The following is a 21,418-nucleotide window of genomic DNA, read 5'->3' as shown; positions in this document are numbered from 1 at the left end:
GCTGACGGGTTTTTCACTGGAAATTTATACAGAGTTCTGGCAGGGATTATAACAATGCTGTCAGCGATGCCAACTGCGAAATCTCAATATGCGGCAGCAGGCGGCTGTCGGCGGCCTGCATCAGGCTGCGTTGCCGATCGTTGATCCAACAGGCCTGCAGCCCCGCGCGCAGCGCGCCGGCCACGTCGGTGGTCAGATCGTCGCCCACGTGCAGGATCTGCTCGGGCGCCACGCCCAGCCGCTCGACGGCCAGGTGATACATGTCCTGATACGGCTTGGCGCGCCCGTCCGGCCCGGAACGCAGCACAAACTGAAAGTAGCCGTCCAGGCCGCACTGCGCCGGATCGGCGTTGCCGTTGGTGATCGCCACCAGCGGGTAGCGCGCCGCCAGCGCCTTCAGCGTGGCATGGGTCGCTTCCGGCACTTCGATACGGCTGCGCCACAGCGCGAAATTCTGCATCGCCGCATCGGCCCCGATCGCCGCTTCGGCGTCGCGCAGCCCCTGCCGGCTCAACGCCAGATGAATGGCGCGCCAGCGCCACTGGGTGACGTCGTGGTAGATCTCCGGATCCTGCTCGCGCAGTTCCTGGCGCAGGCGGTGGAAATCCGCCGACTGGAAGCCGTTCAGGCCGGGATGGTAGCTCTGCAGGAAGGCCACCGACTGCTGCTCGGTTTGCCGGATCACCGGACGGTTGTCATACAGCGTGTCGTCCAGATCGAAAGTCAGCGCCGCCAGCGGGCGCAGCGGGCGATAAAAATGCATCAGGATTTCCCCCGTTTGGCGCGCGGATGCGCGGCATCGTACACGTTCGCCAGATGTTGAAAGTCGAGGTGGGTATAAATTTGCGTGGTGGTCAGGTTGGCGTGGCCGAGCAGCTCCTGCACCGCGCGCAGATCGCCGCTGGACTCCAGCATATGGGTGGCGAAGGAGTGGCGCAGCTTGTGCGGATGGATATGGCTATTGACGCCCTGCTTCACGCCCCATTCGGCGAAGCGTTTTTGCACGTTGCGCGTCGAGATGCGTCGCCCCTGATTGGACAGGAACATGGCGTCGTCCTGCGGTCCAAACAGATCGCGCATCGCCAGCCAGTGTTCCAGCCAGGTGACGGCGGTGCGCCCAATCGGCAGTTTGCGTTCTTTGCTGCCTTTCCCCATCACCCACACCTCGCCCGCCGCCATATCGACATGGCGGCAATCCAGCCCCACCAGCTCGGAGAGGCGCAGGCCGGCGCCGTACATCACCTCCAGCATGGCGCGATCGCGCACCGCCAGCGGATCGTTGAGCTCGATCTCCAGCAGCTGGTTCATTTCATCGACGTCGATGTTTTTCGGCAGATGGCGGCCGCTGCGCGGCGTGCGGATGCCCTTGGCGGGGTTGGCGTGCAGCACGCCCTGGCTGACCAGCCAATCGAGGAAGCTACGCAACGAAGAGAGCCGCAGCGCCAGGCTGGCGGACTGCAGACCGGCGCGTTTGCTGCGCGCCGCCAGCATGCGCACCCGGGCGGCGTCCAGCGTCGTCCAGTCGGTGACGCCGATCTCCTGCGCCAGGCGCATCAGCGCCGTCAGCTGGCGTGAATAGCTGAGCTGCGTCAGCGGGCTGAGTTGCCGTTCTACCTTGAGATAACGCAGAAAAGCGTCCACCGGCTGCTGCAGGCTGGGCGCAATCGGCGTCATGCGCGTTCGATCCAGCGTTCCAGCAGCGCCGGCAGCATGCGCGCCAGCTGATTGAGCATCACCGTGCCCATGCCCTGCTGATAATGTTGCGTATCGCGGCTGCTGAAGATCACCATGCCCAGCTCGCCGTCGTCGCCCAACATCGACAGCGCCACCGAGCCAATTTGGCCAATCTGTTTGGCCTGCGGCAACAGCAGCAGCAGCTCGGGGCCGTTCAGGCTGCCGAGATAGTGTTGTTCGCTGCCCAGCCGCTGAATGCGGAACGGCTCGAACGCCGAACGCGTCAGCGCCAGATGGGTGAAATCGGAAGGCGCGCCGATATTCCAGCGCTCGGCGAACAGCCGCACCGTGGCGCCGGCCAAACCGAAGCCGCGCGCCCAGCGCTGCAGCCGGTTTAGCATGTCCTGCAGGCTGTCGGCGGTGGCCAGATCGGCCTGCAGGTGCAGCAGCCTGGCGAACAGCCCTTCGTTGGCGCTGGCCTGCTCCATCAACAGCGTGATCTCTTCTTCCAGCCGTTCGATGTGATTGCGCTGGCGAGCCAGATGCCATTCCACCAGCGAAACGGTGCCGCGCACCGGGTGAGGCACGCGCATCTGCTCAACCTGGCGCGCGTTGCGAATAAAGAAATCCGGGTTCTGCAGCAGGTACTGCATCACGGCGTCGTCATCCAGCGCCAGGCCGGCGACGCTCTGTTCTTCTACGCTTTTCATAGATGAATAAATCCGTCATAGACATGGGTTGCCGGACCGGTCATAAACAGCGGATTGCCCGGCCCTTTCCAGCGAATATGCAGGCTGCCGCCCGGCAGTTCTACATGCACCTCTTCTGACAGCAATTCCTGTTGGATCCCTACCGCCACCGCCGCACAGGCGCCGCTGCCGCAGGCCTGCGTTTCACCGGCGCCGCGCTCGTAAACGCGCAGCTTGATGTGATCGCGGCTGACCACTTGCATAAAGCCGATGTTGGCCCGTTCCGGGAAGCGCTCATGCCCTTCCAGCACCGGTCCAAGCAGCTCCACCTTGGCGGTTTTTACATCATCCACCTGCAAAACACAATGCGGGTTGCCCATCGACACCACGCCGCACAGCACGGTATGTTCCGCCGCGCGCATGATGTAGGTCTTTTCCGCCTTGGCGGCGCGGAACGGCACCGCCTGCGGATCGAAATTCGGCTCGCCCATATTGACGCACACCAGATCGTCGTCGGTGACGCTGAGCACCATACGCCCGGTTTGGGTACTGACGCGGATATCGCGCTTGTTGGTCAACCCTTTCAGCCGCACAAAGCGCGCGAAACAGCGCGCGCCGTTGCCGCACTGCGCCACTTCGCTGCCGTCGGCGTTAAAAATTCGGTAGTGAAAATCCAGCTCGGGATCGTAAGGCGGTTCTACCACCAGCATCTGGTCAAAGCCGACGCCCAGGTGCCGATCGGCCAGCCGGCGGATCAGCTCAGGTGAAAAATAGACATTCTGTGTAACGGCATCGACCACCATAAAGTCGTTGCCCAGACCGTGCATTTTGGAGAACTGCATATCATACTCCGCTATCTGGACGCGCTATCCGTCTTGATTTTGCGGCGGCGCTCGCCACCGCAAACCGGGTGTTACTGGGCAACCATCGACGGTTTTTGCTGAGAGCCAGACTGCTCCTGCTGGTTCTTTTGCACCTGATCGCCCGTTTGCACCGGCGGTTTGGCCGGTTTTTGGCCGGCGGAGTCGGCAGGTGGGAAGTAAAGCGGGCCTTTCAGACCACAGCCGGCGAGGCCGGTAACCAGAACGGCCATCAGCGCATAGCGTAGTTGTTTTTTCATTTGCATTAATGCCTGTAATTCATGCGTCCAAGGTCTCTATAATCGCAGGTGGATCATGAAAAGCAATAGGAATTGAATATGAACGACAGTGAGTTTCACCAGTTGGCCGACCAGCTGATGCTGAATATTGAAGAGACACTGGACGATTTTGACGGCGATGCGGATATCGATTACGAAACCAATGGCGGCGTGATGACGCTGAGCTTCGAAAACGGCACCAAAATCGTCATCAACCGCCAGGAGCCGCTGCACCAGGTGTGGCTCGCCACCAAGGCCGGCGGTTACCACTTCAACTACCGCGACGGCGTCTGGGTATGCGATCGCAGCGGGCAGCCGTTTTACCAACTGCTCAGCGAAGCGGCCAGCGCGCAGGCCGGCGAGGAACTGAGTTTTTCCTGAGGCTAAGCAGGGCTCGGCAACCGAGCCCTTGCGGCGTCAATGCAGCTGGAACTGCTGCTTCAGCGGCTGAGCGGCGCCGTCGGCCACCGTCACGCACAGGCTGGACAGCACGTTGCTGCGGAACGGGATCACCTGCGTGCGCCCGTCGAGCTGCACGATTTGATAGAACTGCGGCAGGTTGAAGTTGATGAAGCTGGAGCCGTAGGTAAAGCGGTCGTGCGACGAGGAATAGAAGCGGCTGACGTCGCGCACCAGCTCCTCTTTGCTGCCCTCGCAGTGGTGATACACCTCCACCCGATTCGACTCATCCAGAATATAGATGTTGAAGCCCTTGTCGTCTGAGGTGTCTTCGAAGAAGAACTGGATGATCCCCTCGCTGGCGAAGCCGTCCACCACCGGCGGCAGATGCACCTGATCGGTTTCCACCTTGATAGACAGGCCGTGCAGCTTGTTGTTGGAGATGGCGCCGTAAAACTCCACCGCGTTCTCCAGCTTCTGCACCGACACGCTCAGGCGCTCGAAGAACAGCCCCCAGGTTTGCCCGGCGACGCGCACCGCCTTGAAGCGGCCGGGTTCCAGCCGGGTGCTGGACAGGCGCAGCTCGATGCACTCCGACACCAGCTGCTGAATGCGGGTGCGAATAAGGCCGCGCAGGTGCTGACTGTAGCAGAACACTTCCACCGACTCCGGCGGCGCGGCGTCCTGGTGCATTTTGCCGAGAATGGTTTTCAATGCTTCCAGCACCGACTGCTCGCCGCTGAAATGCAGGGTACGCACTTCGTTCCAGGAGTTGCGATACAGCAGATCGATGCTGCCCACCAAACACTGCTGCTGCTGGCCGAAGCTGAACACGTCCAGCTTGCGGAAATCGAAGTGCACCACCTGATTGCGGAAGGCGGCGGTCGGATCGTTTTCCAGATTGACGATGATCGCCAGATGGCGAATCTCGCACGGGCTGTACAACGCTTTCGGCGTCGGTGCCGGCAGGCGCAGCGGGAAGTGATGGGAAACGTCGGCCACCAGCTCCTGCAGCTTGGCGGTGTCACACAGATTGCCGCTCTTGATGTGCAGGCGGGTCTGCGGCGTCAGCAGGCCGTTGAAATAGGCCCAGGACACCAGCTTGTTCAGGTAGCGGTTATATTCCAGCGGCTGATGGCTGACGATCGAATCCATAGCCGGTGCCTGATTATACAGGTACCAGCCGGTGCGGTTGGCGCGGCCAACCGGCACATGAATAAAGGTTAAATCGTTTTCCGACAGGTCCGGCGAGATCTGCGGGTTCACCAGCGTCACCTTGCCGGGCAGCGCTTCGAACGCCGCATACAGTTTGCGGGTCAGCACGCCGATATCCTGCGGGCTGGCGCTGACGCTGAGGTTGTTGCGGCGGGCGAAACGGATCAGGTTGCGGTAGCTCTGCATCATCGCGTCGAGCAGTTCGTTGTGCGCTTCGCGCACTCGCTCGATCTTCCAGTTGGCGCGGTTGTCCAGCATCGCCAGACGCTCTTCGCTCCAGCCCCACTCGCTGACCAATTGGCTGAGGATCTCGCGCCGCCAGCCGACGCAGGCCTTGGCCAGCGACAGCTTTTCACACACTTTCAGGTAGAAACAGCGACGGGCCAAATCGAGGCGGGTGGTGTCGTTGATGTCGGTCAGGTAACGGGTGACGCGCTCGAGCATCATGCAGTAGGCGTCGAGCCCGAAGCTGACGATCTCGCCCTGGTGCAGGCGATGTTTGATGTCCGTCGCCAGCAGTTGGGTATTGGGGTATTCCCAGGAATAGGCTTCCAGCAGCAGTGTTTTCAGCACCGCCTTGTAAGGCGAATCGATGCTCTTGTACAGCTGCCACAGGCTGGCGCCGAAGTACTCTTCCGCCGACAGCGAACTCAGGCCGCCGAGATCCAGCCACTCGTTCGGCGTCAGCGCGCCCTGCGCGTACAGCGACAGCACGTATTCATCGTAGTGCGCTTCTTCTTCGCCCGGCACCATGTTCCACAGGATGCGTTTGCCGGCCAGGCGCACCGCGGTGCGGTAGAACTCGTCCAGCAACAGGATGTGCTGCGTCGAGCCGCAGTCTTCGCCGCCCAGGCTGCCGCTTTCATTATGGCGGAAGCGGTTTTCGTCGATCAGGAAGAAGCTGACTTCCACCCCCATCGAGGCGGCCCACTTCTCAAGCAGGCTGCATTTTTGCTGCAGGCGGGTGCGTTCTTCGTTGTCCAGCCAGGACTGGTGGCAGACCCAGATGTCGAGATCCGAGCTGCAGCTTTGGCCGATAGACGAGGTGCTGCCCATCGAGTAGACGCCGGTGATCGGCAGCTCGCCGCTGGCCGGTTTGTCAAACGGGCTGCCCCATTTGTCTTCTAAATCGTTCAGGTAATCTTGTTGAGTTTCATCAGGCGTGTAGAGGCAAATGCCGTGGGGAACGTTACCGTTCAGGTACCCCGGCATCAGCGGGTGGTGGTGGTGCAGTAAGGTGGGCAGCAGACTGTATACCCGTTGAAACGCGGGCTTCATAGCCGCCAGGGCGCGATCGACGCGTAGCTGATTGATCGCATCCAGTCTCTGCTTCAATGTCTCGATGTAGAGGTACAAGACGTCTCGCCTGATTATCCCGGTGTTTAGAAAAAAACCCGTATTCCATAAGCGCCGTTAGTGTAAGAAGAATATTTGGCGACTTATTGCTGGAAACGTGATCAATTTAACACCTTGCTGATTGACCGTAAAGGAGGTAACGCTTCACAATTATTGTAGCGCTTCCCTAAACGATTTACCCGCAGTGTTAACTGCCCCAAAGCACATCACACGTCCCTTTGATTCCGTTGTCCTTTTTCCGCCTCCGGCTTCTTGCACTGACAGTATTGACTCTCAGTGGTAGGATGGATGGCGAAATATAAAAACGGTAACAAGCATGTTAGACAAAATTATTCGAATTGCCACCCGACAAAGCCCGCTTGCACTTTGGCAAGCACATTATGTGCAGCAACGTCTGATGGCCTGCCATCCCGGCCTACAGGTCGAGTTGGTGCCGATGGTCACCCGCGGCGACGTTATTCTGGATACGCCGTTGGCGAAAGTCGGCGGTAAAGGCCTGTTTGTTAAAGAACTCGAGCTCGCGCTGCTGGAAGGCCGCGCCGACATCGCCGTGCATTCGATGAAAGACGTGCCGGTCGATTTCCCTGCCGGGCTCGGTTTGACCACCATTTGCGAACGCGAAGATCCGCGCGACGCTTTTGTTTCCAATCGTTTCGCCTCGCTCGGTCAGCTGCCGCTGGGCAGCGTGGTCGGCACCTCCAGCCTGCGCCGTCAGTGCCAGCTGCGTGAACGCCGCCCGGATCTTGTCGTGCGCGACCTGCGCGGTAACGTCGGCACTCGCCTGGCCAAGCTGGACAACGGCGACTACGACGCGATTATCCTGGCGGTGGCCGGCCTGAAGCGTTTAGGCCTGGAGCAACGCATCCGCAGCCCGCTGAGCGCCGAAGAGTGCCTGCCGGCGGTCGGCCAGGGTGCGGTCGGCATTGAATGCCGTCTCGACGACAGCGTCACCCGCTCGCTGCTGGCGCCGCTGAACCATGCGGCCACCGAAACCCGCGTGCGCGCCGAGCGGGCGATGAACACCCGCCTGGAAGGCGGCTGCCAGGTGCCGATCGGCAGCTATGCCGAACTGGATGGCGACAGCCTGTGGCTGCGCGCCCTGGTCGGCGCGCCGGACGGCAGCCAGATGGTGCGCGGCGAACGCCGCGGCCCGGCCGCCGAGGCCGAACGGATGGGCGTTGAGCTGGCGGAAGAGTTGCTGGCGCGCGGCGCGCGCGAGATCCTGCGCGAGGTTTATCAGGGAAATCCGCCGGCATGACGATCCTGGTAACCCGCCCATCGCCTTCGGGGGAGCTGTTAGTGAGCCGGCTGCGCGCACTCGGCCGGGTTGCCTATCATGCACCGCTGATCGACTTCGCGCCGGGCGGCGATCTGCCGAAGCTGCCGCAGGCGTTGCAGCAGCTTAGCGCCGGCGATCTGGTGTTCGTGCTGTCGCAACATTCGGTGAGTTATGCCGATTCGGTTATCGGCCGCGCCGGGCTGAGCTGGCCCGCTCACCTGGCTTATTACGCCATCGGCCGCACCACCGGGCTGGCGCTGCACCGCATCAGCAGTTTGCCGGTGGAATACCCGCGCGAACGCGAGATCAGCGAAACGCTGCTGCTGCTGCCGGCGCTGCAAAAATTGGCGGGCAAACGCGCGCTGATTTTACGCGGCAACGGCGGCCGCGAACTGTTGGGGTCGACGCTGAGCGAGCGCGGCGCCGACGTCAGCTATTATGAATGCTATCAACGCAGCCCGGTGCACTACGACGGCAGCGAGCAAAGCGCCCACTGGCAGCGCGCCGGTGTGGATACGCTGGTGGTGACCAGCGGTGAAATGTTACAACAGCTCTATACTTTAGTTCCTGATTACTATCGTTCTTCATGGCTGCTGCGTTGCCGCCTGGTAGTAGTGAGCGAACGCCTGGCTACCCTCGCCCGGGAATTGGGCTGGCGTACGATTCGGGTAGCTGACAACGCCGATAATGACGCGCTGATCCGCGCGCTACAATAATCTGACTATGGGATGTGCCACTATGACGGAACAAAATACCCCAGCCGCCCCGGTTGAAGAACCCACCACCGCGGTTGAGAGCTCCCAGCAGCCAGCCGCTGCCAGCCGCAAAGGCAAGAACACCGGCCCGGTGCTCGGCGCGATCGCTATCGTGCTGGTCATCGCCCTCGGCGCGGGCGGTTATTACCATACGCACAAGCAGGCACAACAGCTGATCGCTGCCAATCAGGCGCTGCAGCAGCAGCTTGACGGCGTGAAGCAGAGCCAGCAGCAGGAAAGAAATGCGCTGGAAGGCCTGTTGCAACAGCAGGGTAAAACCCTGGACGCCGCCGATCGCGAGCAGGCAAACCTGGCGCGCCAACTGAGCGAGCTGCAGGAAAAAGTGGCGACCATCTCCGGCAGCGACGCCAAAACCTGGCTGCTGGCGCAGGCCGATTTCCTGGTGAAAATGGCCGGCCGCAAGCTATGGAGCGATCAGGACGTGACCAGCGCCGCCGCGCTGCTGAAAAGCGCCGACGCCAGCCTGGCGGACATGAACGATCCGAGCCTGCTGGACGTGCGCCGCGCCATTACCGAAGACATCAGCACGCTTTCTACGCTGACCCAGGTCGATTACGACGGCATCATCCTCAAGGTCAATCAGCTGTCCAATCAGGTAGATAACCTGCGCCTGGCCGATAACGACACCGACGAAGCGCCGATGGATCAAAACAGCAGCGAGCTCTCCGGCTCGATCGGCGAATGGCGGCAGAACCTGGCCAAGAGCTGGCGCAATTTCATGGCCGACTTCATCACCATCCGCCGTCGCGATACCAGCGCCGAACCGCTGCTGGCCCCGAATCAGGACATCTACCTGCGCGAAAACATCCGTTCGCGCCTGCTGGTGGCCGCACAGGCCATTCCGCGTCACCAGAACGAGACCTACAAGCAGTCGCTGGAAACCGTCTCCACCTGGGTGCGCGCCTATTTCGACACCACCGACCCGGCGACCAAGGCCTTCCTTGAAGAGCTGGACAGCCTGAGCCAACAGTCGATCTCGATGGACGTGCCGGATCAGCTGAAAAGCCAGCCGCTGCTCGAGAAAGTGATGCAGACCCGGGTGCGCAACCTGATGACCCAGTCCCCTGCCGCTCATCAGGAGGGTTAAGCCATGTTACGCGTGCTATTTCTGTTCCTGGTGGTGATCGCCAGCGTGGTGCTCGGGCCGATGTTGGCCGGGCATCAGGGCTATGTGCTGATCCAGACCGATAACTACAATATTGAAACCAGCGTCACCGGCCTGGTGATCATGTTGGTGCTGCTGTTCGTGGTGCTGCTGGCGATCGAGTGGATCCTGCGCCGCATCTTCCGTACCGGCGCCCGCACGCGCGGTTGGTTTATCGGCCGCAAGCGCACCCGCGCGCGTCAGCAAACCAAAGCCGCGCTGATCAAACTGGCGGAGGGCGACTACAAGCAGGTTGAAAAACTGATGACGCGCAACGCCGATCACGCTGAGCAACCGGTGGTGAACTATCTGCTGGCCGCCGAGGCTGCGCAGCAACGCGGCGATGACTTCCGTACCAATCAGTATCTGGAGCGGGCCGCCGAAGCCGCCGATACCGATCAGCTACCGGTGGATATCACCCGGGTTCGCATCCAGCTGGCGCAGGGCGAGAACCACGCCGCGCGCCACGGCGTCGATCGCCTGCTGAACCAGGCGCCGCGCCATCCGGAAGTGTTGCGCCTGGCGGAACAAGCCTATCTGCGCACCGGCGCCTATGCGTCGCTGCTGGAAGTGCTGCCGTCGATGCGTAAAATCGAACTGCACAGCGAAGAGCAACTGCAGGCGTTGCAGCAACAGGCTTACATCGGGCTGATGAATCAGGCGATGGCGGACGAAGGCAGCGAAGGCCTGAAACGCTGGTGGAAAGATCAGAGCCGCAAGACGCGTCACGAAGTGCCGCTGCAAATCGCGATGGTGGAGCACCTGATCGAATGCAACGACCACGAACTGGCGCAGGAGATTGTGCTCGACGGCCTGAAACGCCAATATGACGAGCGCCTGGTGCTGTTGCTGCCACGGCTGAAGTCCGGCAACCCCGAGCAGCTTGAGAAAGCGCTGCGTCAGCAGATGAAGCAGCACGGCGCGACGCCGCTGTTGAACAGCACGCTGGGGCAGTTGCTGATGAAGCACGGCGAGTGGCAGCAGGCGGCCGACGCCTTCCGCGAAGCGCTGAAACAGCGTCCGGACGCCTACGATTACGCCTGGCTGGCCGATACGCTGGAGAAACTGCATCGTTCGGATGAAGCGGCGCAGATGCGGCGTGAAGGACTGATGTTGACGCTGAAACAGAACGGCGGCGAATAACGGCCCGCCCGGCAGAGAAAGCGTGGCCTCGGTGCCACGCTTTTTTTTGCCCGTTAGCTTGCTGAAGCGCAAAAAAAAAAACACTTGCCGCATGGCAAGTGTATAAAGAAGCAATCAGGTCTAGGACAACAGGGGCGGTGCCTCACTCAACGTTTTGCCCTGAGCGTGATGACGGGTTAGTCATCGTTCTCGTGGGCGATAGGCACCCTAAATCGGCTCTGCGTCATTCCCAGGGTTTATGAAGCCTAAGGCGAACATAAGAAATGGAATGAGCATCTACGCTGTAGGTATTGCACTTGGCGTGCCAACTTTCAGATCCAGGAAAGTCTCTATAAAAAATAGCATTCAATTAATTGAAAATATTGAATTTTTATTTACTCCTAACTTTCTCTCAGCATGCCGTCCCCTGTCGTTCTTTACCCACGGCCGATCTGGCGCTGTCGCCGCAAAACGACGACTTAAGCCAAAGCCAATTTTAATGTTTAAAATCAATTAATTATGTGTCTCAAGCTGGCGACAACGTCGAACCACATTGTCGCTGAAAACCTACACACGTGCCGGTTGAGACAAAATGCCAATGTTCAGATACGCAAAAACCCGTGCAATGCTGCACGGGTTGGTCGCTATGCGTTTCGTCGCGGCGGGAAGGACTTACCCTCATAAACGGCGGACGTAAAAAAACCGACTTACGTCGGTTTCTTTGAAACTGGTCGGCGAGAGAAAGATGACGCGCGCCCCAGGATGTAACGCCCAGCGGGCCGTTGCTAAAGCAACGTTGTTTCGCTTCGCGAGGCTCGAACCTCCTGCGGAGGTGCTCATCCTCATAAACTGCAGGCGTAAAAAAACCGACTTGCGTCGGTTTCTTTGAAAGTGGTCGGCGAGAGAGGATTACGCGCATCCTTGATGCGCGCCCTGCGGGCCGTTGCTAAAGCAACGTTGTCTCGCTTCGCGAGGCTCGAACCTCCTGCGGAGGTGCTCATCCTCATAAACCGCAGGCGAAAAAAAACCTGCTTTAAAAAGCAGGTTTTTCGAATGTGGTCGGCGAGAGAGGATTCGAACCTCCGACCCACTGGTCCCAAACCAGTTGCGCTACCAAGCTGCGCTACTCGCCGATTTGTGTTGCTCATACTACCCGATTTATCAGACCGTTGTCCATATAAATCTTATATTTATCAGATATTTTGCGTGGTGCGAAGAGAGGGACTTGAACCCTCACGTCCGTAAGAACACTAACACCTGAAGCTAGCGCGTCTACCAATTCCGCCACCTTCGCACTGTCACAAAATACTGCTAAATCTTCACTTCGCTTAGGAAGTGGGGTGGCTAATGGGACTCGAACCCACGACAACTGGAATCACAATCCAGGGCTCTACCAACTGAGCTATAGCCACCATTACTACTTCTTCTTACTCACGCGGTAATATTACCACCGCAGCTCCTGCGCACAAACTTAATGGCGCGCCCGACAGGATTCGAACCTGAGACCTCTGCCTCCGGAGGGCAGCGCTCTATCCAGCTGAGCTACGGGCGCGTAGCGCCGTTGCGGGAGGGGATACTACGGATTTACACCAATCCTGTCTAGTGCTTTTTCGCAGAAATGTTGCGTTTGATTACGCTTTGCTCACTCCTGCGCAGGAAAGCGCACTCCGTAGCCCCTTTTCACCGTTTATTGCCGCGTTTCTACCCGATTTTCAGCCGGATGATGTTTCTTATGCATGCCGAAAGCGAAGTAGCACAGGCTGACGCCCGCTAAGAAAATCGCCCCGACCAGCAGGGAAATTCGCGTATCCGGGTTGATTCCCATGCCGACCAGCACGCAAACCAGAAAAGCGATGGTCAGATAGTTCACATACGGGAACATGATCGACTTAAAGCTGTGGTTTTTGATCGCTTCCTTGTGCGCGCGGCGGAAATAGAGTTGGCTTATCAGCACCACGAACCACGGCACCATGCCCGGCAACACGCTGGCGCTGTAGACATAGACGAACACCTGCTCCGGATTAGGGATGATGTAGTTCAGCGCGGAGCCCACCAACAGGCAGCCGATGGTGACGGCGATGCAGTTGACCGGCACGCCGCTGGCGGAAAGCTTGGTCAGCGCCGCCGGCAGTTGGCGATTCTTGGCCAGGGCGTACAGCATGCGGCCGCCGCTGTACATGCCGCTGTTGCAACCGGAAAGCGCGGCGGTCAGTACCACGAAGTTAATGATGCCGGCAGCGGCGACGATGCCGATCTTGGCGAAGGTCAGCACGAACGGGCTGCCGGTAGTGCCGATGCCGTTCCAAGGGAAGATGGTCACGATGACGAAGATCGCGCCGACATAGAAGATCAGGATGCGCCACAGGATATTGTTGATCGCACGTTTCAGCGTCACCTGCGGGTTTTTGGCTTCCCCGGCGGTAATGCCCACCAGCTCAACCCCCTGATAGGACGCCACCACGATGCACAGCGCAAACAGGAAGCCCTTCCAGCCGCCGGCAAAGAAGCCGCCGTGCGCCGTCAGATTGGCGAAACCGATAGGTTCACCGCCGTTGCCGAAACCGAAGAAGATCACCCCCAGCCCCACCAGAATCATCACGATGATGGTGGTGACCTTGATCATGGCGAACCAGAACTCCAGCTCACCGTACAGGCGCACCGCCGCCAGGTTGGCCAGCGCCACCATCGCCACGGCGATCAGCGCGGGGACCCACTGCGGTATTTCCGGGAACCAGAACTGCACATACACCCCGATGGCGGTGATCTCCGAAATGCCGACGGCGATCCACATAAACCAGTAACCCCAGGCGGTCAGGTAGCCGAAATAGGGATTCATGTATTTATGCGCGTAAACGGCGAACGACCCGGCGACCGGCTCGAGGAACAGCATCTCCCCCATCGAACGCATAATGAAGAACACGAACAGCCCGGCGATGATGTAAGCCAGCAGTACCGACGGCCCGGCCCATTTCAGCGTACTGGCCGATCCCATAAACAGGCCGACACCAATGGTGCCCCCGAGAGCGATAAGCTCGATGTGCCGGGCCTCAAGGCCTCGGTGTAGCCCTTGCGGTTTCTCTTTGTGTGCCATAAATCCTCAATAATTTTTCTCGGGTTGTGTTTGCCTGCCGGCCGCTGCCGGTCGTTATTGTCATTATTAAAAGAATAAATCATCCCCTGCCGTTCGGGTTGGCATCAACGGGTAGTCGGAGCGAAGTTACCGTGAGAAGAACATCGTTCAGCGCTGTCGCATCAGGCTTCAGCGGCCAGGGATAATTTCCGGGCGGTATCGTTTCGCATTTCGTCGCTATAAGCAAACCGCAATTTAAAACTTTATGGAATAAATGCGGCGACGTTTAGGGCTGGGGGTTATAGATATGCGGGAGAAATAGGCAAAAGCAGATTATTGGTACAGCAGACCGGGGCGAACCGACACATTCCACCCCGGATAAGCGATTACATTTTACCGCTGTAGTAGTAGCCGACAAACTTCAACAGCTTCAGCTGCCGGCCGATGCGGCTGGGCTGGCTGAGCAGGCGGTAAAGCCACTCCAGACCGAGTTTCTGCCATACCTTGGGCGCACGCTTCACATGGCCGGTAAAGACGTCGTAGGTGCCGCCCACGCCCATGTACAGCGCCTGCGGATGCACCTTGCGGCAGTCGCGCATCAGGATCTCCTGCTTCGGCGATCCCATCGCCACCGTCACGATGGCGGCGCCGCTGGCGCGAATACGCTCGAACAGCGCCTCTCGCTGATCCGGTTTGAAATAGCCGTCCTGGCTGCCCACCAGGTTGACATTCCACTGGCTGCGCAGCTTCCGTTCGGTTTCCGCCAGCACCTCCGGCTTGCCGCCGATCAGGAAGACCGGCGTGCCTGCACGGCCGGCGCGCTGCATCAAGGCTTCCCAAAGATCGGCGCCCGCGACGCGCGAAACGTCCGCCGCCGGGTATTTGCGGCGAATCGAGCGCACCATGCTGATGCCGTCGGCGTACTTGTACTCCGCTTCATCCAGCAACGCATGCAGCGCCGGGTCCTCTTCCGCCTTCAGGATCTTTTCCGCATTCATGGCCACCAACGTGCCCTGTTTGACTCGGCCGCCGTCGAACAGAAAGTCCATGCAGTGCGCCATATCGCGAAAGCCCCACAGGCTGAAACCGCGCAGCTCATACTGCGGCACCGAAATCTTTGTTTCCATCGTCGTCATTACCCTTACAAAAGACCGTCCGCCCTTGGGGGAGAGGCCAGCGCGCGGGCGCGCGTCACTCTGGCCTTGATGAGCCCGGCGGTATCGAACAGCCAATACAGCAACTTCGCCAGCACCAGACAGGCGCCGAAAATAATGCAGAAGAACACCACGCGCGAAACGAATGAGTCCACCCCTTCGCGCGCCAATACAATCATGTTGAACACCGCGCCGAAGCAGAATCCTTGCAGGATAGCCGCCTTATAGCGGTTCGGTTCGGTTTTGCCCAACTCATACAGCCAGTCGAACCACTTGATGATCATGCCCACCAGAATCGCGCCGAGCGGGATGAACAGCGCGCCGCCCATCACCACCAGCGAACCGATCAGCGTCGGGGATATCGCCAGCCCGGAGTGGTTGTTCAGCACTTCCCAGGTAAAATAGTTGGCCGAGTTCAGCACCACGTCCGGCCGGCCCGGCCATAGCCACGTTGGGATAAAGACGTAGAAATCACGCAGGATCGGCGCCAGGCCCTGGAAATCGATCTTGTCGTAATTTTGCAGCAGCAGCGCCAGATTTTCCCACGGCGAGAAAGTGTCTCGGGTCAGATAGAGGAAGGTATAAAACGCTTCCGCGCCGCTGACGTCCAGGCTGTAGCGCTTCAACGCCAGCCAGAACATGCCGACCACGCCGAATATGCCGGCCGCCGCCAACATCCACAGCGTGATCCAGCCGCGCACGATGCCGATAAACAGGAACAGCGCGAAGGCGATGATGATATTGGCGCGGGTGCCGCCGACGATGACGTAGGTCAAAATGCCGAACGCCACCGTCGCCACCAGGAACAAGAACCAGGCGCGCAGATCCTGCCGCAGGAAATAGACCACCAGCATCGCCGGAATGAAGAAGTAGAAGAACCGTTTGAGCGCCACGCCGGACACGTCGCTGGAGAAGATCTGGCTGTAGGAATTGAGCTTGAACAGCAGGAAGCCGTTCTGCATGAAGAAGATACCCACGGTCCCGATCGCCACCAGCGCCAGCAGCACCCAGGTCATATGGGTTTCCACCCGGTTCATGGTGAACAGCGCCGCGCGCGGCTGAGAGCGGCGCTTGCGCAGCCGGGTCTTGTAGGTGACGTAATAGATGGCGTAAAACGCCGTCGCCGACAGCAAGGCGTACAGCAGAAACTCCACCGGCACCACCTCGACGTCAAACTGAAACACCAGCAGACAGGTCAGCGGGAAGCCGAAATAAAACGTCAGCAAATACAGCAGCGAGAAGAAGACGTTGAAGTTAAAGCGCACGCGCCGAAACTCCTGGTAGGTCAGCGTCAGAATAAACGTCAGGCTGACCAGGTAGACGACGAACAGACCGCCGAATTGCGCCAACGTCATGAGTGCTCTCCCGCCGCCAGCGCCAGGGCTTGCTGCCAGCCATCGACATAGTTCGGATTAAAGAAGGCGATCGTCTGCTTATCCACCGCCGCCAGCTGACGCTGCGCTTCGCGCACCACCGCCTCGTCGAGCGAGTCGCCGTAGAACAGCACCGGCAGGTGCTGTTCCGCCAAATCCTGCCAGAACGGGTTCTGCCGGCTGAGCACGAAAGGCACGCCAAACTGAATCAGCAGACACAGGGTGCCTATCCCCTGCTGGCGATTGAAAATGAAATAACCCAGATCGCAGGCGCGCAGGATGTTGAGGTAGTCCTCAAACGCCACCTGCTGCGTGAGCAGCTGCAGGTTTTTCTCGCCGAACAGCGGCAACCCGGCGGCGCGCACCTGCTCGATGTAGGCGTCGTTATTGGCCGGATAGCCCATCGGCAGGATCACGCGCACGTCAGCGCCGAACTGCTGATGTATCGCCTGCAGCGCTTCGATATGCCGGTTGCTGCGATCGCCGGAGTTGCCCACCAGAATCGTCATCGGCCCGGCCAGATTTTTCTCGACGTGAACGTCGGTCAGCGCCGGATCCATCCGCGTCGGGAAGTACAACAACGAGGCCGGCACCCGCGCATGGCGCTGCTGATAGTGGATCACGTCGCCGCGGGTGGCGAACACGTTCCCCACTCGCCCCTGAGCAATGCGGCGCAGCAGGTAAAACAGCCGAAATTTCCAGCTGGTGGCGTCTTCGTACAGATCGGCACCCCAAATATGCCAACTGACCTGATGCGCCTTGATCTTGCCGCTCAGCAGCGCCAGCCACAGCCCCGGGTTAAACTGACCGTGCAGGAAGAAGCGCGCATCGCGATCGGCCTGGGCGCGGGCGATCACCGCCGCCGCCAGGCTCTTCTTGTCGGCGTAAGGCTCAATGTTCAGGGCGGGGAAATCCCCCAGTGCCGCCACATCCTTGGCCGCCACCATAAAATGCCGCGTCTGCTCAGCCGGCAAACGCGGCGCCAGCACGTCGTTGAAGAAGCGCAGCACCGTCTGGTTATGATGCGGGATATCGGATCCCAGAACGTGAATCAGTGTGGTCATACTCGTCTACGATAAATAAGAAACACGCAGCTACAGAGCGCGAAATACACGATGTAGGTTGCCATATAGGCCTGAGCCGCCCCCAGCGCGCCGCGCAGCGGGATCAGCCAGTGCGAGAACAGCGTCAGCAGCAGAAACTGGCTGACTTCCGTCAGGATATAAAAGCGCAGCGACGCTTTGGCGATCACCAAATAGCCGAACACATAGGCCCCGACTTTCAGCACGTCGCCCACCAGCTGCCAGGCAAACAGATCGCGCATGGCGACGAACTTGTCCGAGAACAGCAGCCAGATGGCGAAATCACGCAGCAACCACACCGTAAAGCTCGCCGCCGCTACCGCCGGCAGCACGAATTTCAGCGAGCGCACGATCTCCCGCGAGATGGCGCCCTTGTCCGTCAACCGCGACAGCGTCGGCAGCAGATAGACGGTAAACGAGGCGGTGATAAACTGCAGATAGGCATCGGAAATGCTGCTGACGCCTTGCCAGATCCCCACTTCATCCCAACCGTAATGCGCGGCCAACAGGTTACGCATCATCACGTAAGCCACCGGCAGCGTCACCGAGGTGATCAACGCCATGAGGGTGAATTTGCCGAGATTGCCGGCCATCCCTTTGTCCCAGCGCGGAGCCAGGTAGCGCAGCGGCAACGTTTTGCGCCGCCACAGCATCAGCCCGGCCGGCAGCACCACCAACGCCGGCACCAACGCCAGCCCTGCCAGCGCGCCTTCATAGCCGCCCAGCTTGAAGCACAGATAATAAGCCACCACGCCGATCAGGCTGCCGCCGATCACCGCCAGCGCGTTGCCCATCGCGTCGCGATAGCCTTTCAGCACCGCCATGAACAGATTGGCGTAGGCGATGCCCATCTGAATGAAGGCGACGGCGCGCACCACGCCGACGTAATCGGCATGCCCGAACAGCCCGATGCTGATCGGCTCGGCGGCGAACAAAAACACCAGCGCCAGCAAGGTCGAAAAGCCCAGCACAATGCTCGACGCGGTGCCGACCGCCAGACGCAGACGCTGCGAGTCCTGGTGGTACTCCGCCACGTATTTGGTGATGCCGTTAAAAATGCCCGCGCCGGACAGCACGCCCAGCACGGTGATCAACTGGCGAAAGTTACCCGCCTGCCCCACGCCGCTGGGGCCAAACGCCACCGCCAGCAATTTCACCACCAATAGCCCCACGCCAATTTTGATCAGCGTAGAGCCGGCGGTCCATATCGATGCTTTTGCCAACGACATATCAGGCGAAGAAGCTCAGAATGGTATTGATTACCGTACGCTGATTGACATCGGACATATTGTAGAACAGCGGCAAGCGCACCAGACGCGCACTTTCCTGCGTGGTGTAACGGTCTTCGCCGGCAAAGCGGCCAAACTGTTCGCCGGCCGGGCAGTCATGCAGCGGGATATAGTGGAACACGGCCATGATTTCGGCTTCCTTCAGGTAGTCGATAAAGGCCGTGCGCTCTTCGATATCGCGCAGCTTGATATAGAACATGTGCGCGTTATGCACGCAGTCCGCCGGAATGCTCGGCAACTCGATACGGCCTGACCGAACCAACGGCAGGAAACTGTCGTAGTACTTCTGCCACAGCGACAGGCGGCGCTGGTTGATGCGCTCCGCCACTTCCAGCTGACCCCACAGGTAGGCGGCCTGCAGGTCAGACATCAAGTAGCTGGAGCCGATGTCGCGCCAGGTATATTTGTCGACCTGGCCACGGAAGAACTGGCTGCGGTTGGTGCCTTTCTCGCGGATGACTTCCGCCCGATCGATCAGGGCCGGATCGTTCACCAGCGTCGCACCGCCTTCGCCGCCGGCGGTATAGTTTTTGGTTTCATGGAAGCTGAAGCAGCCGATATGGCCGATGGTGCCCAATGCCTTGCCTTTATAGGTCGACATCACGCCCTGCGCGGCGTCTTCCACCACGAACAGGTTATATTTCTTCGCCAGCGCCATGATGGTATCCATCTCGCAGGCGACGCCGGCGTAGTGTACCGGCACGATCGCGCGGGTTTTATCGGTAATCGCCGCTTCGATTTTGGTTTCGTCGATGTTCATGGTGTCCGGACGCAGATCGACGAACACCACTTTGGCGCCGCGCAGCACAAAGGCGTTGGCGGTTGAAACGAAGGTAAAGCTCGGCATGATCACTTCGTCGCCCGGCTGAATATCCAGCAGGATGGCGGCCATTTCCAACGACGCGGTGCAGGAAGGCGTCAACAGCACTTTCGCGCTGCCGAAATGCTGTTCCATCCACTGCTGGCAGCGACGGGTAAAACCGCCGTCGCCGCACAACTTGCCGCTGCCCATGGCAGCCTGCATATATTCCAGTTCAGTGCCAACAACCGGTGGTGCGTTAAATGGAATCATGTCTACCTCTGTATAACCAGTACGCGGTGCTTTCAATCACGGCACCCTGTCGTTGATAGAGTCGTAATGCGGCGATATTGCCTATCTGGGTCGCGACCCGCAGGTGCTGCATCCCCTGACGCCGGGATTCGGCGAGCGCCGCCGCCATCAGCCTGGAACCAATCCCCCGGCCGGATGCGCCGGGGAAAGCTGCCAACAGGCCGATGCGTGTTTCCCGTTCGCCCAAATTGCGCAGGCTGACGAATCCTTCTGGGTGCCCCTGTTCGTCCAGCGCCAACAGGCACTGATGATCGAAGGTGCCCAAAACGGCCTTTTCGATCCACAAAGCATAAAACCGGCCGCTGTCATCAGGTTGATACCAGGGCGCACGAAAGCGGCTGGCGGCGAACACCTGAGCCGCCGCGCTACGCAATGCGGGGATATCGGCCTCGGTCGCAAAGCGTATCGCCTGTACGCGGTCACCAAATTCAAGTATCGACCTGTTATCAAGCGCCAAAACCAGATCGACCTCGCCCTCAACCAAGCGGAAGCCGAAATCGGCCAAGCCATCCGCCAAGGCCAGTTGCTGCGCGGAGATTTTGGCCTGCACCAGGGCATAAGCCGCCAAGTCGGCCTCAGCCAGAACCGGGGCTGAGGAGGAGAAGATGAGTTTCGCGCTGTCCAGCGCGAAAAACTCACTTTCCCATGACAAAGGCTCAATAATGGCGTGGACGCACATGCAGCAAATCCAGCAAATACTTGCCATAGCCGGTTTTGGACAAGGAGTGGGCGGCACGTTTGACGCCCTCATCATCCAGCCAACCGTTGCGCCAGGCGATCTCTTCCAGACAGGCGATTTTAAATCCCTGACGTTTCTCGACCGTCTGCACGAAGCTACTGGCTTCCAGCAGGCTGTCGTGAGTCCCGGTGTCCAACCAGGCAAAACCGCGCCCCAGCAGCTCGACAGTCAGATCACCGCGCTCCAGATACATCTGGTTGATGCTGGTAATTTCCAGCTCGCCGCGCTCGGAAGGCTTCACCTGCTTGGCAAACTCCACCACCTGGCTATCGTAGAAATACAAGCCGGTTACCGCCCAATCGGATTTCGGTTTTTTCGGTTTTTCTTCGATCGACAGCGCGCGGAAATTGTCGTCAAACTCCACAACGCCAAAGCGCTCAGAATCCATGACCTGATAACCGAACACGGTGGCGCCCTCGGTACGAGCCGCGACGGTTTTTAATTTCGGACTGAAAGACTGGCCGAAGAAGATGTTATCTCCCAACACCAGGCAGCAAGAATCGCCGTTGATGAACTCCTCGCCGATCAGGAACGCCTGGGCCAGGCCTTCCGGCTTAGGTTGCGCGGCGTAGCTGAGATTGACGCCAAACTGTTCGCCATTACCCAGCAAACGTTCGAAGGACGGCAAATCCGCTGGGGTCGAGATGATTAAAATGTCGCGAATCCCCGCCAACATCAGCACCGACATCGGATAATAAATCATCGGTTTGTCATAGATCGGCAACAGCTGTTTGGACACACCGCGCGTGATCGGATGCAAACGCGTGCCGGAACCGCCGGCCAGAATAATACCTTTCATACTAGCTCC

19 protein-coding genes, 4 tRNA genes and 2 other RNA genes are annotated in these 21,418 nt (G+C 59.5%); 5 read left to right on the top strand and 20 right to left on the bottom strand.

Features of this window, described 5'->3' with window-relative positions:
- Positions 1 to 46: 46 nt before the first annotated feature.
- The 5 genes from yigB to CPH57_RS21610 all read right to left on the bottom strand — a co-directional run bounded on the left by yigB (position 47) and on the right by CPH57_RS21610 (position 3,483).
- Complete coding sequence (gene yigB / locus CPH57_RS21630; RefSeq protein ID WP_033636653.1) at positions 47 to 763, bottom strand: 5-amino-6-(5-phospho-D-ribitylamino)uracil phosphatase YigB; 717 nt, start codon at positions 761 to 763, stop codon at positions 47 to 49.
- A complete protein-coding gene (gene xerC, locus CPH57_RS21625) occupies positions 763 to 1,674 on the bottom strand; it encodes a tyrosine recombinase XerC (protein ID WP_096242711.1) in 912 nt (303 codons plus the stop codon). Before xerC ends, yigB begins: the two co-directional genes overlap by 1 nt.
- Positions 1,671 to 2,384, bottom strand: a complete 714-nt coding sequence (locus CPH57_RS21620; RefSeq protein ID WP_033645022.1) for a DUF484 domain-containing protein — start codon at positions 2,382 to 2,384, stop codon at positions 1,671 to 1,673. Before CPH57_RS21620 ends, xerC begins: the two co-directional genes overlap by 4 nt.
- Positions 2,381 to 3,205 carry a diaminopimelate epimerase gene (gene dapF / locus CPH57_RS21615; RefSeq protein WP_004934244.1) on the bottom strand — a complete coding sequence of 275 codons (825 nt, stop codon included), beginning with the start codon at positions 3,203 to 3,205 and terminating at the stop codon, positions 2,381 to 2,383. The genes CPH57_RS21620 and dapF overlap by 4 nt, the downstream gene beginning before the upstream one ends.
- Positions 3,206 to 3,276: 71 nt before the next feature.
- Entirely contained in the window at positions 3,277 to 3,483 is a 207-nt protein-coding gene (locus CPH57_RS21610; RefSeq protein WP_080273427.1) for a lipoprotein, read from the bottom strand.
- Between the two features lie 78 nt (positions 3,484 to 3,561).
- On the opposite strand from CPH57_RS21610, the gene cyaY reads away from it, so the two are divergent.
- Entirely contained in the window at positions 3,562 to 3,882 is a 321-nt protein-coding gene (gene cyaY / locus CPH57_RS21605; RefSeq protein ID WP_033645025.1) for an iron donor protein CyaY, read from the top strand.
- A gap of 36 nt (positions 3,883 to 3,918) precedes the next feature.
- Here cyaY and CPH57_RS21600 read toward each other — a convergent pair whose 3' ends face one another.
- The gene (locus CPH57_RS21600) at positions 3,919 to 6,471 is read right to left on the bottom strand and encodes a class I adenylate cyclase (protein WP_096242710.1); all 2,553 of its coding nucleotides are present in this window, start codon (positions 6,469 to 6,471) and stop codon (positions 3,919 to 3,921) included.
- Between the two features lie 316 nt (positions 6,472 to 6,787).
- Here CPH57_RS21600 and hemC point away from each other — a divergent pair, with 316 nt between their 5' ends.
- From hemC to hemY, 4 genes are read left to right on the top strand one after another with little or no spacing between them, the layout of a single operon-like run.
- Positions 6,788 to 7,729 carry a hydroxymethylbilane synthase gene (hemC, locus tag CPH57_RS21595; RefSeq protein ID WP_069100564.1) on the top strand — a complete coding sequence of 314 codons (942 nt, stop codon included), beginning with the start codon at positions 6,788 to 6,790 and terminating at the stop codon, positions 7,727 to 7,729.
- The gene (hemD, locus tag CPH57_RS21590; RefSeq protein ID WP_033645028.1) at positions 7,726 to 8,466 is read left to right on the top strand and encodes a uroporphyrinogen-III synthase; all 741 of its coding nucleotides are present in this window, start codon (positions 7,726 to 7,728) and stop codon (positions 8,464 to 8,466) included. Before hemC ends, hemD begins: the two co-directional genes overlap by 4 nt.
- Positions 8,467 to 8,488: 22 nt before the next feature.
- Complete coding sequence (gene hemX, locus CPH57_RS21585; protein ID WP_033645029.1) at positions 8,489 to 9,613, top strand: uroporphyrinogen-III C-methyltransferase; 1,125 nt, start codon at positions 8,489 to 8,491, stop codon at positions 9,611 to 9,613.
- 3 nt (positions 9,614 to 9,616) lie between these two features.
- Positions 9,617 to 10,813: a protoheme IX biogenesis protein HemY gene (hemY, locus tag CPH57_RS21580; protein ID WP_033645031.1), complete on the top strand. Its 1,197-nt coding sequence runs from the start codon at positions 9,617 to 9,619 to the stop codon at positions 10,811 to 10,813.
- A 707-nt stretch (positions 10,814 to 11,520) separates the two neighbouring features.
- On the opposite strand, the gene CPH57_RS21575 is transcribed toward hemY, so the two are convergent.
- The 14 genes from CPH57_RS21575 to rfbA form a co-directional block, all read right to left on the bottom strand.
- Positions 11,521 to 11,652, bottom strand: a non-coding RNA gene (locus tag CPH57_RS21575) — RtT sRNA.
- Between the two features lie 32 nt (positions 11,653 to 11,684).
- Positions 11,685 to 11,813, bottom strand: a non-coding RNA gene (locus CPH57_RS21570) — RtT sRNA.
- Between the two features lie 35 nt (positions 11,814 to 11,848).
- Positions 11,849 to 11,925: transfer RNA gene (locus CPH57_RS21565), tRNA-Pro, on the bottom strand.
- 74 nt (positions 11,926 to 11,999) lie between these two features.
- Positions 12,000 to 12,086, bottom strand: a tRNA-Leu gene (locus tag CPH57_RS21560).
- Positions 12,087 to 12,128: 42 nt separating this feature from the next.
- Positions 12,129 to 12,204: transfer RNA gene (locus CPH57_RS21555), tRNA-His, on the bottom strand.
- A gap of 63 nt (positions 12,205 to 12,267) precedes the next feature.
- Positions 12,268 to 12,344, bottom strand: a tRNA-Arg gene (locus CPH57_RS21550).
- A 135-nt stretch (positions 12,345 to 12,479) separates the two neighbouring features.
- Positions 12,480 to 13,883, bottom strand: a complete 1,404-nt coding sequence (locus tag CPH57_RS21545; protein WP_004934226.1) for an amino acid permease — start codon at positions 13,881 to 13,883, stop codon at positions 12,480 to 12,482.
- A 365-nt stretch (positions 13,884 to 14,248) separates the two neighbouring features.
- Entirely contained in the window at positions 14,249 to 14,989 is a 741-nt protein-coding gene (gene wecG, locus CPH57_RS21540) for a lipopolysaccharide N-acetylmannosaminouronosyltransferase (RefSeq protein WP_089197580.1), read from the bottom strand.
- Between the two features lie 14 nt (positions 14,990 to 15,003).
- The gene (gene wzyE / locus CPH57_RS21535; protein WP_033631481.1) at positions 15,004 to 16,371 is read right to left on the bottom strand and encodes an ECA oligosaccharide polymerase; all 1,368 of its coding nucleotides are present in this window, start codon (positions 16,369 to 16,371) and stop codon (positions 15,004 to 15,006) included.
- Entirely contained in the window at positions 16,368 to 17,453 is a 1,086-nt protein-coding gene (locus tag CPH57_RS21530) for a TDP-N-acetylfucosamine:lipid II N-acetylfucosaminyltransferase (protein WP_033645035.1), read from the bottom strand. The genes wzyE and CPH57_RS21530 overlap by 4 nt, the downstream gene beginning before the upstream one ends.
- Positions 17,450 to 18,700 carry a lipid III flippase WzxE gene (gene wzxE, locus CPH57_RS21525; protein ID WP_096242709.1) on the bottom strand — a complete coding sequence of 417 codons (1,251 nt, stop codon included), beginning with the start codon at positions 18,698 to 18,700 and terminating at the stop codon, positions 17,450 to 17,452. Before wzxE ends, CPH57_RS21530 begins: the two co-directional genes overlap by 4 nt.
- A gap of 1 nt (position 18,701) precedes the next feature.
- On the bottom strand, positions 18,702 to 19,832 hold the full coding sequence (rffA, locus tag CPH57_RS21520) for a dTDP-4-amino-4,6-dideoxygalactose transaminase (RefSeq protein WP_033631478.1): 1,131 nt from the start codon (positions 19,830 to 19,832) through the stop codon (positions 18,702 to 18,704).
- Entirely contained in the window at positions 19,819 to 20,550 is a 732-nt protein-coding gene (gene rffC / locus CPH57_RS21515; RefSeq protein WP_047573152.1) for a dTDP-4-amino-4,6-dideoxy-D-galactose acyltransferase, read from the bottom strand. The genes rffA and rffC overlap by 14 nt, the downstream gene beginning before the upstream one ends.
- On the bottom strand, positions 20,528 to 21,409 hold the full coding sequence (rfbA, locus tag CPH57_RS21510) for a glucose-1-phosphate thymidylyltransferase RfbA (protein ID WP_033645039.1): 882 nt from the start codon (positions 21,407 to 21,409) through the stop codon (positions 20,528 to 20,530). The genes rffC and rfbA overlap by 23 nt, the downstream gene beginning before the upstream one ends.
- Positions 21,410 to 21,418: the final 9 nt, after the last annotated feature.

Source organism: Serratia sp. JKS000199, assembly GCF_900215455.1.
GTDB lineage: Bacteria > Pseudomonadota > Gammaproteobacteria > Enterobacterales > Enterobacteriaceae > Serratia > Serratia ureilytica.
This window is presented reverse-complemented; position numbering and strand designations above follow the sequence as displayed.